Here is a 15,850-nt window from a genome sequence, read left to right as displayed (position 1 = left end):
AATGGCTAAAACATATCTTTCATATAATAATATTTTTTCAAGTCTTGGATTTGATTCTGAAACTGTTATTGAAAAAATGTCTAATGACGTTTCAGGATTAGATAGATATGACAACAATTCTCTCTTACCTCAACCGTTTTGCGCTTCCTTACTTTCTACCGAGGTAGTAAGAGAAGAATTCAGCAAAATATCAGACGCATCAAAATATACTAAGCTTGAACAGATGTTAATTCTGTCGTTAAAAAAAGTTATAGATGCATCTTCGATAACTTTAAATGAGCGGGTTGGGCTAATAATTTCGACAACTAAAGGAAATATTGACGTTCTTGAACAAGAAAGTAGTTTTCACGAAAGTCGCTCGTATTTAAGTGAGTTAGGAAAAACCCTAAAGGATTTCTTTGGGTTTAAAAGTGAGGCAATAGTCGTTTCTAATGCTTGTGTTTCGGGGGTTTTAGCAATTTCGGTAGCAAAGCGTTTTATTGCTGAAAATAGATACGACCACGTTTTTATTACAAGTGGAGATTTAGTTACTAAATTTATATTATCTGGATTTAATTCTTTTCAAGCCCTTTCATCAGAACCTTGTAAGCCTTACGATAAAAATAGAATAGGAATTAACCTAGGCGAAGTGGCAGCAAGTATTTTGGTTACCTCTTCAAAAAATCACTTAAATAGTGAAGCGGTTGAAATCTTAGGCGACGCTACTTGCAATGATGCTAATCATATTTCGGGCCCATCACGAACGGGTGAAGGTTTATATAGAAGTGTTAAGGCAGCAATGAAAGAGGCTAGTATAAAGGCATCAGATGTTGATTACGTGTCGGCTCACGGAACTGCTACTGCATTTAACGATGAAATGGAAGCAATTGCATTTAATAGATTACAATTAGAAAACGTACCTTTAAATAGCTTAAAAGGATATTTCGGACACACTTTGGGTGCTTCTGGATTATTAGAAACTATCGTGGGGATGCATTCTGTAAAGAAAAATTTACTTTTTTCTTCCAAAGGATTTACCGAACTTGGGGTTTCACAAAATATAAACATAATAACGTCCAATACACCGAAAACCTTGAATGTTTTCCTAAAAACTGCATCAGGTTTTGGAGGTTGTAATACAGCAATAGTTTTTCAAAAAACAACCAATTAACCAACCATAATGCAAGCAAATAAAAAGAATATTAACGCATTTGAAGCTTTGGAAGAAGCGCATCGCATAGCCTTTGCGCCATTTGTTTTTCAGGCTTCAGTTTCGCTTCGGAAATTAGGAATCCTAGATTATATCTTTGAAAATAGAAAAGGTGGAGGACCTACAGCCGAAGAAATTTCTGAAAAACTTTCACTAAGCTCATATGGTGTGGGGGTGCTTCTTGAAATCGCAGAAACATCAAATATCGTTAATAAGTGTGAAGCAGGAAAGTATGAGTTGTCTAAGGTTGGTTATTTTTTAAATTACGACACTACAACAAGCGTAAACCTAAATTTTACCAATGAAGTTTGCTACAAAGGTCTTTTTCATTTAAACGATGCTATAAAAACTGGAAAACCTGAAGGGCTTAAAGAGTTAGGCGAATGGCCAACTATATACGAAGGGCTTTCAAAATTACAACCAGAGGAACAAAAAGCTTGGTTCGATTTCGATCATCATTATTCAGATAATATTTTTGATGAAGCGCTTCAGAAGATTTTTCAAAAGGACATAAAAACCCTATTTGATATTGGAGGTAATACCGGGAAGTTTTCAATTAAATGTGCCGAATTTAATAAAGACGTAAACATTACTATTGTTGATTTACCTGGACAATTGAAGATGGCTTTAGCCAATGCCGAAAAACGAGGCTTTAAAGACAGAATTAAAGGTCACCCAATAGATTGGCTTTCAGAAAATCCACAGATACCAACAGGTGCAGATCTTATTTGGATGTGTCAGTTTTTAGATTGTTTTTCAGAGGATGAAATTTTAAAAATCTTGAAAACTTGCGCAGATTCGATGAATGATAATGCCGAGTTGATTATTGTAGAAACCTTTACAGATAGACAAGCATTTAAAGCTTCGCAGTTTATATTAGAAGCAACTTCACTTTATTTTACAGTACTTGCAAATGGAAATAGTAAAATGTACCCTGCGAGTGTATTTATTAAACTGATTGAAAAAGCCGGCTTGCAATTACACGAAGATTGTAAAATCGGGGAGTATCACACTATGTTAGTTTGTAAAAAGAAATCACAATAAAACGGTGTTTTTGAGCATCTATACGAACTTAAGATTCTAAAGAATTATAAAATTGACGAATAAACTTCACATAAAAAGCTACTCACATATTAAAAACCAAACTGTTTCAGTAAACGGAAATGTGATTTTTAAAGGAGATGATGCTGATTTTCCAAACTTTATAAAAAGTGCATATAAACATTTGGAGACAAGTTATTCTAAGTTCTTCAAGATGGATAACCTCAGTAAGTTGGCATTTCTAGCGGCTGATGTTTTGTTGAAGCAAGAAAGTTTAAGTGAAGAGGAAAACAATATTGCCCTTATATTTTCAAATAAAGCATCGAGTTTAGATACAGATAGAAAACACCAAAAATCAATTGAAAACCAAGAGGAATATTTCCCTAGTCCGGCAGTTTTTGTTTATACTTTACCGAATATTTGTCTTGGGGAGATAAGTATAAAACACAAACTTTATTCTGAGAATAGTTTTTTTATCTTTGACCGCTTCAATGCCGAGCATTTATATCTGTATGCCAATAATTTATTGCAAAATAACAAAGCAGAAAAGGTATTATGCGGCTGGGTAGATTTTGATGAAAATAGCTATGAAGCTTTTTTATATTTAGTTGAAAGCAAAGGCGAAATAGTACATAACACTGAAGAAATAAACAGATTATATAATTTATTATGAGCGAATTAAAAGAAGAATTAAAGGCGAAAATAATTGAGCAATTAAACCTTGAAGATGTTTCAGTTGAAGAAATTGCTGACGATGACGCACTTTTTGGTGATGGTCTTGGCTTAGATTCTATTGATGCTTTGGAGCTTATCGTAATGTTGGACAAAGATTACGGTATCCGTTTGTATGATCCGAAAGAAGGACGCAAAATATTTGAATCTGTACAAGTAATGGCAGATTATATAGAAGCAAACCGCACTAAGTAATTTTTGAATTTATAGACTGAGGGCAGTCAAAACCTTATTGAAATTATTATAAAGTCTCTAGTTTAAATGAGTAAAGGCGTAGCGATAACCGGAATGGGGATTATTTCGGCCATTGGAAACAATGTAGCTGAAAACTTTGATGCGCTTATAAATCAAAAAAAAGGGATTACTCGTGTTGATAATATTAAAACCATACAACGCGAAGAAATTATGGTTGGCGAAATTAAATTCACAAACGATGAATTAATCGCTCAACTAGGTCTTCCACCTGAGAACAACTTCTCGCGTACTGCGATGTTAGGTGTTATTGCAGCTAAAGAAGCCATTACTCAGGCAGGAATAACCGATATTAAAAAATATAAAACAGGCATTGTTTCGGGTACGAGTGTAGGCGGCATGGATATGACTGAAAAGTACTATTACGAATATCTCACCGAAAAAGAACCTCAGAAATATATTGAAAGTCATCACGCTGGAGATTCTACACAAAAAATTGCAGAGCAATTAGGCATTGAAGAAAGTTTTGTAACAACTATAAGTACGGCTTGTTCTTCTGCTGCCAATGCAATTATGTTGGGAGCCCGACTTATAAAATCTGGAAAACTAGATAGAGTAGTAGTAGGCGGAGCCGATTGTCTTTCAAAATTTACCATCAACGGATTTAAAACCTTGATGATTTTAAGCGATACCTTCAACACTCCTTTCGACGAAAATAGAAAAGGACTAAACCTTGGAGAAGCAGCAGCCTTTCTAGTTCTAGAAAGTGATAAAGTGGTAAAAGCTGAAAATAAAAAGGTACTCGCTTACGTAAAAGGATATGGAAATGCCAATGATGCATTTCACCAAACAGCATCTTCTGATAATGGTGATGGAGCAACACTAGCGATGGAAAAGGCATTAAAAGTTGCCAATTTAAATCCGTCTGATATAGATTATATAAACGCTCACGGAACTGCAACAGGAAATAACGATCTTTCGGAAGGGAGAGCAATACTTCGCATTTTTAAGAATGAAATGCCTGAATTTAGCTCAACAAAAGCATATACCGGTCATACTTTGGCCGCAGCTGGAGCGATTGAAGCTGTATATTCAGTTTTGGCATTACAAGAAAATTTAATTTTTCCCAACCTGAATTTTAAAACTCAGATGAAGGAATTCAATTTAATTCCACAAACCGAATTAAAGAAGAAAGAATTAAATACTGTGCTTTCAAATTCATTAGGTTTTGGCGGTAATTGTTCAACTGTTATCTATTCAAAAGAAGCTTAATGAAAAAGGTGTATATTAATAGTATCGCTTCTATTTCACCTCAAAAAACCTTTGAGAGTGCATCCTTTTTAGATGATATTATTGAATATAATGACAATGTAATTCCAGCCTTCGACCCAAACTATAAAGAGCACATACCGCCTGCAGCTGCTAGACGGATGGCAAAAGGAATTAAAATGGGTGTTGTAGCTTCAAAACTTGCAATGGAAGAAGCAGGGATCGAAACGGTAGATGCTATAATTACAGGAACAGGAATGGGTTGCATGATCGATTCTGAAAAATTTGTGAGTGCTATTATTGATAACAACGAGCAATACTTAACCCCTACTTCCTTTATACAAAGTACACACAATACAGTTGCTGGGCAGATAGCTTTAGGAATGGAGTGTAAAGCTTATAATTTCACTTATGTTCACGCTGCCATTTCGTTTGAATCTGCTTTGATAGACGCTAAAATGCAACTAGAAAATGACGAAGCAAATAACATATTAGTAGGGGGCGTAGAAGAATTAGGCGCACATACCACCAATGTTCATCGGGTAATCAATCATATTAAACCTACAGCAGTAACCATTTCAAAGGTTTTAAATTCCAATACTGAAGGTGCTGTGTTTAGTGAAGGTGCTAATTTCTTCGTGGTTTCTAACGATAGGAAAGAAAGCAGTTATGCTGAATTACTTGCTGTTGAAACATACAATACTCTTCAAAAAGACAAGGTTTCTGAAACAATTAAAAACTTTTTAGAAGAAAATAACTTAAAGCCTGAAGACTTAGATCTTGTGGTGTTTGGTAATAATGGTGATGTAGATTTTGATGGATATTACAATCAACTATCTGAAAACATCTTCAAAAACACTAAGCAGGTTTACTACAAACACCTAGTTGGTGAAAATAATACAGTGTCGGCATTCGGGGTTTGGTTGGCTTCAAAAATTATTAAAACACAACAAATTCCTGCTATAGTGAATTTGAACGATATTGAATCAGCAGAAACTAACATTGTTCTGTGTTACAACCAATATCGCGGTGAAAACCACAGTCTTGTACTCCTGAAAAAATGTTGAAATTCTACACCATAAACGCCTTAGCTTTAGTAATCTTTTTTGGATTGCTGCTAACAGGTTTTTTTGGTGATGTTCCGGTTTGGCTTTATGTGTTATTTGTAATTATTTGGATAGTAATTACTGCTATTGGGTCTTTTCAAATAAAATGGAATTATCATTTAGAGTCATTAAACCACAATTATAAAACTTCAAAAAACTATATATCCATCACTTTCGACGATGGACCAAATCCAGATTATACACCAAAAATTCTTTCACTTTTAAAAGAACACAACGCAAAAGCTACTTTTTTCATAATAGGAAAAAATGCTGAAACGCATCCGGACTTAGTCCGTGAAATAATAGCAGATGGACATACTATAGGAAATCACTCATTTTCACACTCCAACTCATTTGGTTTTTTTTCTTCTGAAAAAATTATAGCCGATTTAAAAAAATCTGATTCCGTTCTGAAAGAAATCACAGGCAAGGAAATTAAATTATTTCGTCCTCCATTTGGTGTAACAAATCCGAATATCAAGAAAGCTTTGAAAAAAACTGGGCATCACTCTATCGGTTGGAGTAAGCGCAGTTTGGATACTACGAATCTTTCGGAAGAAAAGATTTTAAAACGCATTATTCCCAACTTGAGAAAAGGTGATATTGTATTACTTCACGATAGCAGTTCAAAATCCGTTGCCGTATTGGAACAGTTATTGTTAACTTTGACTCCGCACGAATTGCAGTCGGTTTCGGTAGATCGTTTGCTAGAAATAGAACCATATGCGTAATTATCTTTTTTTACTAGTTTTTGTTTTAATCGGCGGTAGCATTTCAGCACAAGAAATTGCGATGAGTGCTTCTGAAATTTCTGCTTTCAAACAAAAAGTTATCACTACTGCAAAAAGCACAAATTCAATTAAAGCTGATTTTGTGCAATTCAAGCACCTAGACTTTTTAGCGAATGATGTAAAAACTTCAGGGAAAATGGTATTTAAAGCTCCAAATTTGGTAAAATGGGAGTACACAAATCCTTATCAATACAGCGTTATTTTTAAAGAAGATAAGCTGCTTATCAATGATGGAGGCACTAAAAGTAAAGTCGATATTGGAAATAGCAACCTCTTTAAGAAATTAAACGAGTTAATCGTAAATAGCGTAAAAGGCAATATGTTTAACGACGCCGATTTTACGGTTTCATTTTATAAAGTATCGAAATATTACAAAGCCGTTTTTGTGCCTAAAGACAAAAAAATAGCTAATTATATAGCTTCTTTCGAATTGCTTTTCAACAAAGACGATGCACAGGTTCACGAGGTAAAAATGATTGAGCCATCAAAAGACTTTACAAGGATTATATTTAGCAATCGAGTTTTAAACAGTAAGATTAATGATTCGGTTTTCAGTAATTAGTCTATCCCTTGTTTTCTCTTTAACTTCTTGCTCGTTAAAGACCACAGAAGGATTGCGACCAATAGATTTGAATGAGGTTGCTAAATTGAATAAAGTGGTCGAAAATCTATATTTTTCTAATCCAGAAATAGACTATGTTTATAAAGCGAAAATCAAGGTTTACAATAAAAATTTCGGTGGAATATTAATTGTAAAAAAGACAGGTCTAGAAAATCACAGAGTAGTTTTTACAACTGAATTTGGAAGTAAATTATTAGACTTTCAGTTTGATGGAGATAAGTTTACCAAGAATTTTGTTGTTGAAGATTTAGATAAAAATTTTATAATTAATATTTTGAGAGACGATTTCAAATTATTGATAACCGAAAAATCTGATATTTTGGAAGCTTTTAGTTCTGAAGTGCATAATGTTTTTAAAACACAGTCCGAGGAACGATTCAATTATTACTTTTTTGAAAAAGAAACTGGAAAGCTTCAAAAAATTATAAATACAACTAAAAGAAAAGAAAAAGTTGAGGTTGATTTTACTTCAACTGAAAAAGAAATCGCAGACATCATAAGTATAAAACACAACAACTTCAAGTTAACGATAGACTTGGAAAAATTCAAAAAAGAATAATATGCTCATAGAAGGTTTATACAAAATAATTGCTATCGAAAAGACTGAAAAAGGCATCTTAGCAAAAGTACACTTAGATAAAAATCACGATATTTTTAAGGGGCATTTTCCTGGAAATCCAGTTATGCCAGGAGTTTGTATGATTCAGATTATAAAGGAGCTCACTGAAAAAACAGTAGAAAAGGAATTGTTTTTGGCGGTTTCTTCCAATATAAAGTTTATGGCAATTATCAATCCTGAAAAGAATTCAGAATTGCAGCTTGCCATAGATATTACTGAAGAAAATGGAGAGGTAAAGGTGAAAAACACTACATCTTTCGAAGATACTATAGCTCTTAAGTTAAGTGCTACGTTTAAAGTTATTTAATATTTATCTAAGCCTAACAAGGTTTTAAAACCTTTTAGATTTAGAATTTACAACTATGAAAAACATATTTATTATATTCTTTTTTATTTCCTTTATTGGAAACGCCCAAGATTTAGGAGAAATTCGTACTCAATACCCAAAAGCAGTTGAGAGCACCGAAGTAACCGAGAAATTGTACGGCGAGCTTGCAAAAATAAATACATCGACCAAGCCTGTATTGCATGCCTACAAAGGAGCAATATTGACGTTGAAAGCCAAGTTTTCAAAAAATAAACGCGATAAGAAAGATTTTTTTAAAGAAGGCGTTTCTTTACTTGAATCTGCTATAAAGTTAGATTCGCAGAATACCGAAATTAGATACATCCGTTTATCAGTTCAAGAAAATTCGCCTAAATTCTTAGGGTATCACAAAAATATTGAGGCTGATAAAAATTTTATTTTAAAGAATTACGGAACTATACCTTCTAAGACTTTAAAAACCATTGTAAAAGATTTTGTTTTAAACTCTAATAGTTTTAATGAAACTGAAAAGTTAGGGTTGAATTAAACTAAGCAAAACCATTACTTCAACTGCAATAACTTATATTTGTTGCGTGCTCTATTCCTCAGTGGTAGTTACACACCGCAAAGACACAGAGGACACTAAGAATAAAACTTCATAATGAGCCAAAAACTACATTCAGATAAATTTAATTCCCTGAAGTGTTGCGTGATTATTCCTACTTATAATAATCACAAGACCTTGCAACAGGTAATTGAAGGTGTTTTGGTTTACACTGAAAATGTAATTGTGGTGAATGATGGTTCCACAGATTCAACTTCAGAAATATTGCTAAAGTTTCCGCAATTGGAGTTAATTAACCTTGCACAAAATAAAGGAAAGGGGAATGCGCTGCGACAAGGCTTTGCACACGCTGAAAGTTTGGGTTACCATTACGCCATTACCATTGATAGTGATGGTCAACATTTTCCAGAAGATATTCCAGTTTTTACAGAAGCTTTAGAAAAGTCAGAAAATAAAAAGCTACTCCTTATCGGCGCACGAAATATGGGGCAAACGGGAGTACCTAAGAAAAGTAGTTTTGGAAACAAGTTTTCAAATTTTTGGTTTTGGGTAGAAACGGGAATTCGCTTAAAAGACACCCAGTCTGGCTTTAGGTTATATCCGCTTTACGCAATGAAAGGCTTAAGCTTTTACACCAATAAGTTTGAATTTGAAATTGAAGCCATAGTCAAATCTGCCTGGAGTGGGATAGAAGTGAAGAACATTCCAATTCAAATTCACTATGAGTTGGAAAATAGAGTATCACATTTTCGTCCGTTTAAAGATTTTACACGAATTAGTATCTTAAACACTTGGCTTGTACTTGTTACCTTCCTATATATTAAACCACGAGATCTCTTTAGGAAACTAAAAAAAAAAGGACTTAAAAGGTTCTTGATGGAAGACCTACTTCAAAGCGATGATTCTGCCGAAAAGAAAGCTTTTTCAATCGCTTTAGGAGTGTTTATAGGCTTGTCTCCAATTTGGGGTTTTCATACTGTATCCGTTATATTTTTGGCAATTCTTTTGAAGCTAAATAAGGTAATTGCATTTGCTTTTTCTAATGTAAGCTTGCCTCCATTTATTCCTTTTATTCTTTATTTCAGTTTAAAACTTGGGAGTTGGCTTTTAGGTGAAAACTTTGTCCTTTCATTTAATGAAATAGATCCCAGTTTAGAGCTAGTGAAATATTTAAAATCTTATATTGTTGGCAGTTTGGCTCTTTCAATTTCTGCAGCAATTTTCTGCGGACTTGCAGGATACTTAGTCTTAACGTTGTTTGAGCGTAAAAAGATTTTTAAGAATGGGTAAATGGTTTTTTAAGGCATATCAATTTCTTCAAAATAATAAATCCCGAAGCGCAATTATTTTTTTATTGTTGCTCTCAGGTTTGGTGTTCCTTGTTACCAAAATTCAATTTGAAGAAGATATTTCTAAATTAATACCTGTAGAAGGAGAGTCTAAAAACCTTCAGAAAGTATTAAAATCAGTAAATTTTACTGATAAAATTATTGTCACCCTTCAGAAAAATGAAGATGTAGCCGTTGAAGAACTTACCGATTACGCTTCAGAATTTATCGATAGCTTACAAACTCACTCATCTCAATACATCAAAAATATTAGAGGGAAAGTAAACGATGACGATTTACTTCGTACTATGAATTTTGTGTACGAAAATTTGCCTTTATTTCTTGATAAAGATGATTATAAAACCATTGCCAATAAACTTGAAAAAGATAGTGTTTCGGCTATAACAGCAGCGAATTACAAAACACTTATCTCCCCTTCTGGAATAGTAACGAAAGATATTATTCTAAAAGACCCTTTGGGGCTTTCACTTATCGCCTTAAAAAAGCTTAGACAGCTTGGTGTCACAGACGAATTTGTATTGAAAGACGGGTTTTTAGTAAGTAAAGATGAAAAAAATCTTCTTCTTTTTATCACTCCGCAATATGCAAGTAGTGAGACTTCTGAAAACAGCAAGTTTGCCGAAAAACTATATGCGCTACAAAAATCTTTAGATCTTAAATATTCAGGAAAAGTAAAAAGTGAATATTTTGGAGCTGCGTTAATTGCAGTTGCCAATGCCCAGCAAATTAAAAGTGATATACAGTTTACCGTAGGTATCGCCTTTTCGTTATTGGTTCTAGTTTTTATATTCTTTTACCGAAAGATATATGTTCCCATAATTTTATTTGTACCAACGCTTTTCGGTGGACTTTTAGCAGTTGCACTATTGTATTTAGTTCGAGACAATATCTCTGCAATTTCACTAGGGATAGGTTCAGTTTTGCTGGGGGTGACATTGGATTATTCACTTCATATACTCACCCATATCCGCAATAACGAAACGGTAGAAAGTTTATATAAAGATGTTGCAGAACCAATATTGATGAGCAGTTTAACAACGGCGTTAGCATTTTTATGCTTGTTGTTTTTAGATTCTCAAGCCTTACAGGATTTAGGGATGTTTGCTGCAGTAAGTGTTTTGGGTGCTTCGGTTTTTGCACTTTTATTTATTCCATTAGTTTACAAAAATCCACTTTCGCAAAAGCAGCAAGTTAATGTGTTGGATAAAATCGCCGATTATTCCTACCATAGAAATAAATGGTTGTTAATAGGTCTAGGAGCGGTTTTAGCGGTAAGTCTGTTCACCTTCAATAAGGTTGAATTTGATAAAGATATTTCAAAATTAAATTATGAGCCTGAAGCGTTGAAAGCTGCAATGCAGCATTTGGATGAGTTGACAGATATTTCCTCAAAATCGGTCTACTTAGCGACTTATGGGAAATCTGTAGAAAGTACGCTTCAGCTAAACGATTCAATTCACGCAACTTTAGAATTACTTAAAGAAGATGATAAAATAAGCAGTTTTAGTTCTATTGGAGCTTTAGTACATTCACAACGTGACCAAAGAAATAAAATATCTGTTTGGCAACAGTTTTGGAGTGAATCTCGAAAGGATAGTACGGCAAATAATCTTATTGACAGTGGGGAAGAACTTGGTTTTAAACCTTCAACTTTTAGTAAGTTTTACAATTTTCTGAATAAAGACTTCAACACTTTAAAGCCTGAGGATTATCAGCAAATTCCATCGATTATTCTAGAGGATTATATCACTACAGAAGCTGGATTTACAACAATTACAACTCTAGTTAAACTAGAGGATGTAGATGTTTCTGACATAAAAGATAGGTTTAAGAAAATCCCGAATACCTATGTTATTGATAGGCAGGAAATGAATGAAACCTTCTTAGGAAATCTTAAAAACGATTTCAACAGCCTGATTGGGTATTGCTTGCTGGCGGTTTTATTAATACTGTTTTTATTCTTCCGAAGTTTCTCTCTCACTTTGGTTACTGCAACCCCAATTTTCCTAACCTGGTTTCTAACCTTAGGGGTAATGGGATTGCTCAATATTCAATTCAATATTTTCAATATTATAATTTCCACTTTCATTTTTGGATTGGGAATCGATTATAGCATTTTTATGACTAAAGGCTTATTGAAAGAGCTTGCCACGGGTGAAAAAGTAATGGTAACCAATAGAACATCAATAATACTGTCGGTTTTAACCACGATTCTTGGAGTTGGAGTTCTAATTTTTGCTAAACATCCGGCATTGTATTCAATATCTATAGTCTCGATCATTGGAATATTTTCGGCAATGTTTACAGCTTTCACAGTGCAACCGTTATTGTTTAAACTTTTTATTGGCAGCTCAAAAAAACGCCCTATAACTCCTAGGATGTTTGTGCATTCTATACTGTCGTTTAGTTATTTCGGATTAGGAGGAATATTGCTTTCAATCTACAGTGTAACCTTAATGCCAATCTTACCAATCAGTAAGAAAACATCTATGGGATGGTTTCATAAGATAATATCGAAATTCTTTAAATCGGTATTATACACCAATCCCTTTGTGAAGAAAACTATAATCAATGAATCGGGTGAGGATTTTTCAAAACCTGCGGTAATTATAGCCAATCACACTTCCTTTCTAGATATTTTGGCGGTGGGGATGTTGAATCCAAAAATCTGTTTCTTGGTAAACGATTGGGTTTATAATTCTCCAATATTTGGGAAAGCAGTGCAAAAAGCAGATTTCTACCCTGTATCAAGTGGAATTGAAAATAGCTTAGAGCCCTTAAAAAAGAAAATTGAGGAAGGATATTCGTTGATGGCTTTTCCAGAAGGCACTAGAAGTGACTCCAATAAAATTAAGCGTTTTCACAAAGGTGCTTTTTATTTGGCAAACCAATTCAATTTGGATATTCTACCGGTACTAATTCACGGAAATAGCGAAGTAAATCCTAAGGGAAGCTTTATTATTAAAGATGGTAGCATTACTGTAAAGATTTTACCGCGTATAAAAGTCGAAGACACTTCTTATGGAGAAACTCATAGGCAACAAGCAAAACAAATAGGCGCGTATTTTAGAGATGAGTTTTTAAAAATTAGAAACGAAATTGAAGGTGTAAAATATTTTCACAATATTGTTTTAGAAGAATATCGATATAAGGGAGATTCAGTTTATAAGGCTGTAAAGAAGGATTTAAAAGAAAATGCTGCGCCGTATTTCGAAACCCTAAGAAACATTGAAAAGCGTGGGAATATTGCACATATTTCAGATGATCTTGGGCAACTCGACTTTCTTTTAAATCTCGATGGGCCAGATAGAAAAATTTTCAGCTACATTGAAGATTCAGATAAAAGAGCAATACTTCAAAATAGTTATATAACTAATAAATACAGTAAGGTCTATTTTAAATCTTCTATCTCAGCTGTATTGAACGCAGATGTTGAAATGCTAGTAATTTCTTCTGAAAAACACCTTGCTGAAGTAATAGACATTTTACCGCAAATTTCTGTGAAAACCATTGTCTTTCTGAAAGATGTATCCCTTGTTGAGAAGGAAAATATTGTTACATTAGACTATCAAAGAGTATATCAAAACACGAATATTAGTATTTTTAATCTATCGAGAACCACAGCAGAATGACTGAGAAATACGATGTAGTAATTATTGGTAGCGGCCTAGGAGGGCTGGTATCGGCAATTATACTAGCCAAAGAAGGGTATAGTGTTTGTGTGCTCGAAAAGAACCAACAATTTGGTGGGAATCTACAAACCTTTTCACGTAATAAAACCATTTTTGATACAGGGGTTCATTATATAGGAGGACTTTCGGAAGGACAAAATTTGAATAGGTACTTTAAGTATTTAGGTATTCTTGACGATATTACACTAAAGAAAATGGACGAAGATGGTTTTGATAGAATCACTTTTGACAATGACCCAAAGGAGTACAAATACGCACAAGGTTACGAAAGATTTAAAAAAACGCTCCTTGAGGAATTTCCTGAAGAAGAAAAGGCAATAGATGCTTATTGCAATAAAATGAAGGAAACTTGCGATTTCTTTCCGCTTTACAGACTTAAACTTGGAAAACCATATTATGAAAACACTTCACTTTTTGAAGTGAAAATAAAAGACTTTATAGATTCTATTACAGATAATAAAAAACTTCGAGCTGTATTAGGAGGAAGTAATTTGCTATATGCTGGTGAGGGGGAACGCACTCCTTTGTATATGCACGCATTGTCAGTAAACTCTTATATAGAAAGCTCGTATCGTTGTATAAATGGTGGAAGTCAAATAACCAAGGCACTGCTTGCTAGGCTACGTGAAAATGGAGGAAAGGCATATAAACGCCACGAAGTAACAAAGTTTGTTACAGAGGATGGACAGGTGTCAGCAGTCGAACTTGCAAATGGGAAGGCAATAAAAGGCGATATATTTATTTCTAATATAGACCCTAAGATGACCCTGCAGATGATTGGTAAAAATCATTTTAGAAAATCCTATACCAAACGTATTGAAAATATTGAAAGTACAATTGCTGCTTTTAGTCTTTATTTAGTATTGAAACCCAATAGTTTTAAATACTTAAACCATAATTACTATCATTTTAAAGACTATAAAGCTATTTGGGATGCACATAAGTATACTGAAGAAAGTTGGCCTGAAGTGTATATGGTTTCTATGGGAATTAAGAAGGATGAAGATGAGTATGGGGATAACTTAACGGTTATGACTTATATGCATTTTGAAGAAATGGAACCTTGGATAAATACTTTCAACACAGCCGCCGATAAAAATGAGAGAGGGCAAACCTATGAAGAGTTTAAGGAACAAAAGGCTGAGGTAGTTATTCAGGAGTTAGAGAAAAAATTCCCCAACATACGAGATTGTATAGAAGCAGTTTACGCTTCAACCCCTTTATCTTACCGTGATTATATTGGGTGTAGTAAAGGATCGATGTATGGCTTTGTTAAAGACGCTAATAGTCCATTAAAATCTTTCGTGTCTCCACGAACTAAAATCAATAACCTTTATTTTACTGGGCAAAGTTTAAATATGCACGGGATTTTAGGCGTTACAATTAGTGGAGTAGTAACTTGTTCGGAAATATTAGGAGGGGAATACCTTTTAAATAAAATTTTAGAAGCTTCAAATACGGAAAGGATAACTTAAAGAGTTTAGAGATGTCACAAATCAAATCAAAACCTATTGAAAGGGTTCGGAATATTTCTAAGGAAGAGTTTATTGAGAAATATTACAAACCTCAAAAGCCTGTTTTAATTGAAGGACTCACAAAAGATTGGAAGGCATTTAAAATGTGGAACTTGGACTATATTCAAAAACACGCTGGAGATCAACTGGTTCCGCTTTATAATAATGAGCCTACAAAAGGGAAGCAGAACTCGGCCGAGCCTGCTACTGAAATGAAAATGTCTGACTATATCGATCTTATAAAATCCAAACCTACCGATTTACGAATTTTCTTCTACGATCTTAAGGTGAAGTTGCCAGAACTTCTAAAAGATTTTGAATACCCCAATATTGGTTTAAAGTTTTTTAAACGTCTTCCGGTACTATTCTTTGGAGGTGAAGGGTCTAAGGTGTTACCACATTACGACATGGACTTAGCAGATTTAGTGCATTTCCATTTTCAGGGGACTAAGAGTGTTTTGCTTTTCTCTCCCGAGCAAACTAAGTATTTATATAAAATTCCATTTGCAGTACATAATTTAGAAACCATAGATTTAGATAATCCCGATTTTGAAAAGTATCCTGCGTTAAAATATGTTGAAGGAATTCACGCGACAATGGAACACGGTGATGCGCTTTATATGCCAAGCGGCTACTGGCACTATATAAAATATCTAAATGGAGGTTTTTCTATGACACTTCGGGCTTTTCCACGGCATTTAGGGCGTTTTGGGAATATGCTTTACAACGTATTCTTTATGCGACATTTCGAAAATATAATGCGTAAATCATTTGGGCAGAAGTGGATTGATTATAAAGAAAATCGTACTTATAAGAAAACAAATAATAGGGTAGCCAAGCTGAATAATCAAAATTTATAAGG

15 protein-coding genes are annotated in these 15,850 nt (G+C 33.9%); all 15 read left to right on the top strand.

What is annotated here, in order from left to right:
• The first annotated feature begins 1 nt into the window (after nt 1).
• Nucleotides 2-1,150 carry a beta-ketoacyl synthase N-terminal-like domain-containing protein gene (locus H4O20_RS00500; RefSeq protein WP_185097925.1) on the top strand — a complete coding sequence of 383 codons (1,149 nt, stop codon included), beginning with the start codon at nt 2-4 and terminating at the stop codon, nt 1,148-1,150.
• Nucleotides 1,151-1,159: 9 nt separating this feature from the next.
• The gene (locus H4O20_RS00495) at nt 1,160-2,233 is read left to right on the top strand and encodes a methyltransferase (RefSeq protein WP_185097924.1); all 1,074 of its coding nucleotides are present in this window, start codon (nt 1,160-1,162) and stop codon (nt 2,231-2,233) included.
• Nucleotides 2,234-2,285: 52 nt separating this feature from the next.
• Entirely contained in the window at nt 2,286-2,903 is a 618-nt protein-coding gene (locus tag H4O20_RS00490) for a 3-oxoacyl-ACP synthase (RefSeq protein WP_165146123.1), read from the top strand.
• Nucleotides 2,900-3,157 carry a phosphopantetheine-binding protein gene (locus H4O20_RS00485; protein ID WP_185097923.1) on the top strand — a complete coding sequence of 86 codons (258 nt, stop codon included), beginning with the start codon at nt 2,900-2,902 and terminating at the stop codon, nt 3,155-3,157. Before H4O20_RS00490 ends, H4O20_RS00485 begins: the two co-directional genes overlap by 4 nt.
• A gap of 66 nt (nt 3,158-3,223) precedes the next feature.
• Nucleotides 3,224-4,426, top strand: coding sequence for a beta-ketoacyl-[acyl-carrier-protein] synthase family protein (locus H4O20_RS00480; protein WP_185097922.1), 1,203 nt, complete (start codon nt 3,224-3,226; stop codon nt 4,424-4,426).
• The gene (locus H4O20_RS00475) at nt 4,426-5,490 is read left to right on the top strand and encodes a beta-ketoacyl synthase N-terminal-like domain-containing protein (protein ID WP_185097921.1); all 1,065 of its coding nucleotides are present in this window, start codon (nt 4,426-4,428) and stop codon (nt 5,488-5,490) included. Before H4O20_RS00480 ends, H4O20_RS00475 begins: the two co-directional genes overlap by 1 nt.
• The gene (locus H4O20_RS00470; RefSeq protein WP_185097920.1) at nt 5,484-6,260 is read left to right on the top strand and encodes a polysaccharide deacetylase family protein; all 777 of its coding nucleotides are present in this window, start codon (nt 5,484-5,486) and stop codon (nt 6,258-6,260) included. The genes H4O20_RS00475 and H4O20_RS00470 overlap by 7 nt, the downstream gene beginning before the upstream one ends.
• Entirely contained in the window at nt 6,253-6,882 is a 630-nt protein-coding gene (locus tag H4O20_RS00465) for an outer membrane lipoprotein carrier protein LolA (RefSeq protein ID WP_185097919.1), read from the top strand. The genes H4O20_RS00470 and H4O20_RS00465 overlap by 8 nt, the downstream gene beginning before the upstream one ends.
• Nucleotides 6,860-7,501 (top strand): hypothetical protein, encoded by a 642-nt coding sequence (locus H4O20_RS00460; RefSeq protein ID WP_185097918.1) that lies wholly within the window; start codon nt 6,860-6,862, stop codon nt 7,499-7,501. Before H4O20_RS00465 ends, H4O20_RS00460 begins: the two co-directional genes overlap by 23 nt.
• 1 nt (nt 7,502) lies before the next feature.
• Nucleotides 7,503-7,868, top strand: coding sequence for a 3-hydroxyacyl-ACP dehydratase (locus tag H4O20_RS00455; RefSeq protein WP_185097917.1), 366 nt, complete (start codon nt 7,503-7,505; stop codon nt 7,866-7,868).
• A gap of 55 nt (nt 7,869-7,923) precedes the next feature.
• Nucleotides 7,924-8,415 (top strand): hypothetical protein, encoded by a 492-nt coding sequence (locus H4O20_RS00450; RefSeq protein ID WP_185097916.1) that lies wholly within the window; start codon nt 7,924-7,926, stop codon nt 8,413-8,415.
• Nucleotides 8,416-8,529: 114 nt separating this feature from the next.
• On the top strand, nt 8,530-9,723 hold the full coding sequence (locus H4O20_RS00445) for a DUF2062 domain-containing protein (RefSeq protein WP_139855589.1): 1,194 nt from the start codon (nt 8,530-8,532) through the stop codon (nt 9,721-9,723).
• Entirely contained in the window at nt 9,716-13,414 is a 3,699-nt protein-coding gene (locus H4O20_RS00440; protein WP_185097915.1) for a 1-acyl-sn-glycerol-3-phosphate acyltransferase, read from the top strand. Before H4O20_RS00445 ends, H4O20_RS00440 begins: the two co-directional genes overlap by 8 nt.
• Complete coding sequence (locus H4O20_RS00435; protein WP_185097914.1) at nt 13,411-14,949, top strand: NAD(P)/FAD-dependent oxidoreductase; 1,539 nt, start codon at nt 13,411-13,413, stop codon at nt 14,947-14,949. The genes H4O20_RS00440 and H4O20_RS00435 overlap by 4 nt, the downstream gene beginning before the upstream one ends.
• An 11-nt stretch (nt 14,950-14,960) precedes the next feature.
• On the top strand, nt 14,961-15,848 hold the full coding sequence (locus H4O20_RS00430) for a cupin-like domain-containing protein (protein WP_185097913.1): 888 nt from the start codon (nt 14,961-14,963) through the stop codon (nt 15,846-15,848).
• Nucleotides 15,849-15,850 lie beyond the last annotated feature (2 nt).

This window comes from Aequorivita sp. 609, from assembly GCF_014212065.1.
GTDB lineage: Bacteria > Bacteroidota > Bacteroidia > Flavobacteriales > Flavobacteriaceae > Aequorivita > Aequorivita sinensis.
Note: the sequence above shows the minus strand (reverse complement) of the source record. Positions and strands in the feature narration are given on the sequence as shown.